This is a genomic window from Streptococcus sp. 3109, assembly GCF_013276905.1.
In the GTDB taxonomy this organism is placed as follows: Bacteria; Bacillota; Bacilli; order Lactobacillales; family Streptococcaceae; genus Streptococcus.
This window is the reverse complement of the sequence record NZ_VMLY01000034.1, coordinates 1-736: the sequence shown is the minus strand read 5'-3', so window position 1 is coordinate 736 and position 736 is coordinate 1. Positions and strand designations below refer to the sequence as shown.

General features: G+C 50.3%; 8 tRNA genes. All 8 read right to left on the bottom strand.

Going from position 1 to position 736, the window contains the following annotated elements:
• Positions 1 to 5: 5 nt before the first annotated feature.
• The 8 genes from HT698_RS10130 to HT698_RS10095 all read right to left on the bottom strand — a co-directional run bounded on the left by HT698_RS10130 (position 6) and on the right by HT698_RS10095 (position 714).
• Positions 6 to 79: transfer RNA gene (locus tag HT698_RS10130), tRNA-Pro, on the bottom strand.
• A 15-nt stretch (positions 80 to 94) separates the two neighbouring features.
• A tRNA-Arg gene (locus HT698_RS10125) sits at positions 95 to 168 on the bottom strand.
• An 11-nt stretch (positions 169 to 179) separates the two neighbouring features.
• Positions 180 to 265, bottom strand: a tRNA-Leu gene (locus HT698_RS10120).
• A gap of 7 nt (positions 266 to 272) precedes the next feature.
• Positions 273 to 344: transfer RNA gene (locus HT698_RS10115), tRNA-Gly, on the bottom strand.
• 22 nt (positions 345 to 366) lie between these two features.
• Positions 367 to 439: transfer RNA gene (locus tag HT698_RS10110), tRNA-Thr, on the bottom strand.
• An 18-nt stretch (positions 440 to 457) separates the two neighbouring features.
• Positions 458 to 539, bottom strand: a tRNA-Leu gene (locus HT698_RS10105).
• A 5-nt stretch (positions 540 to 544) separates the two neighbouring features.
• Positions 545 to 617: transfer RNA gene (locus tag HT698_RS10100), tRNA-Lys, on the bottom strand.
• Positions 618 to 641: 24 nt separating this feature from the next.
• A tRNA-Asp gene (locus HT698_RS10095) sits at positions 642 to 714 on the bottom strand.
• Positions 715 to 736 lie beyond the last annotated feature (22 nt).

The window sequence follows — 736 nt, the reverse complement described above, 5'->3', positions numbered from 1 at the left end:
ATGTATCGGGAAGACAGGATTCGAACCTGCGACACCTTGGTCCCAAACCAAGTACTCTACCAAGCTGAGCTACTTCCCGAGTTAAAAAGAAAAATGCACCCTAGAGGAGTCGAACCTCTAACCGCCTGATTCGTAGTCAGGTACTCTATCCAGTTGAGCTAAGGGTGCTCATTATATTATGCCGAGGACCGGAATCGAACCGGTACGATCGTTACCAATCGCAGGATTTTAAGTCCTGTGCGTCTGCCAGTTCCGCCACCCCGGCCTCTCTAAGCGAACGACGGGATTCGAACCCGCGACCCCCACCTTGGCAAGGTGGTGTTCTACCACTGAACTACGTTCGCACTGTTTTCTTCTATCTAAAAATGCCGGCTACATGACTTGAACACGCGACCCTCTGATTACAAATCAGATGCTCTACCAACTGAGCTAAGCCGGCTCATTTATTATATCTTAATGCGGGTTAAGGGACTTGAACCCCCACGCCGTTAAGCGCCAGATCCTAAATCTGGTGCGTCTGCCAATTCCGCCAAACCCGCAGATATGACCCGTACTGGACTCGAACCAGTGACCCATTGATTAAAAGTCAATTGCTCTACCAACTGAGCTAACGAGTCTAAAATAACTTCCGTTATCTTAAACGGTCCCGACGGGAATCGAACCCGCGATCTTCGCCGTGACAGGGCGACGTGATAACCGCTACACTACGGGACCTTTGGGAGTTAACGGGATCGAA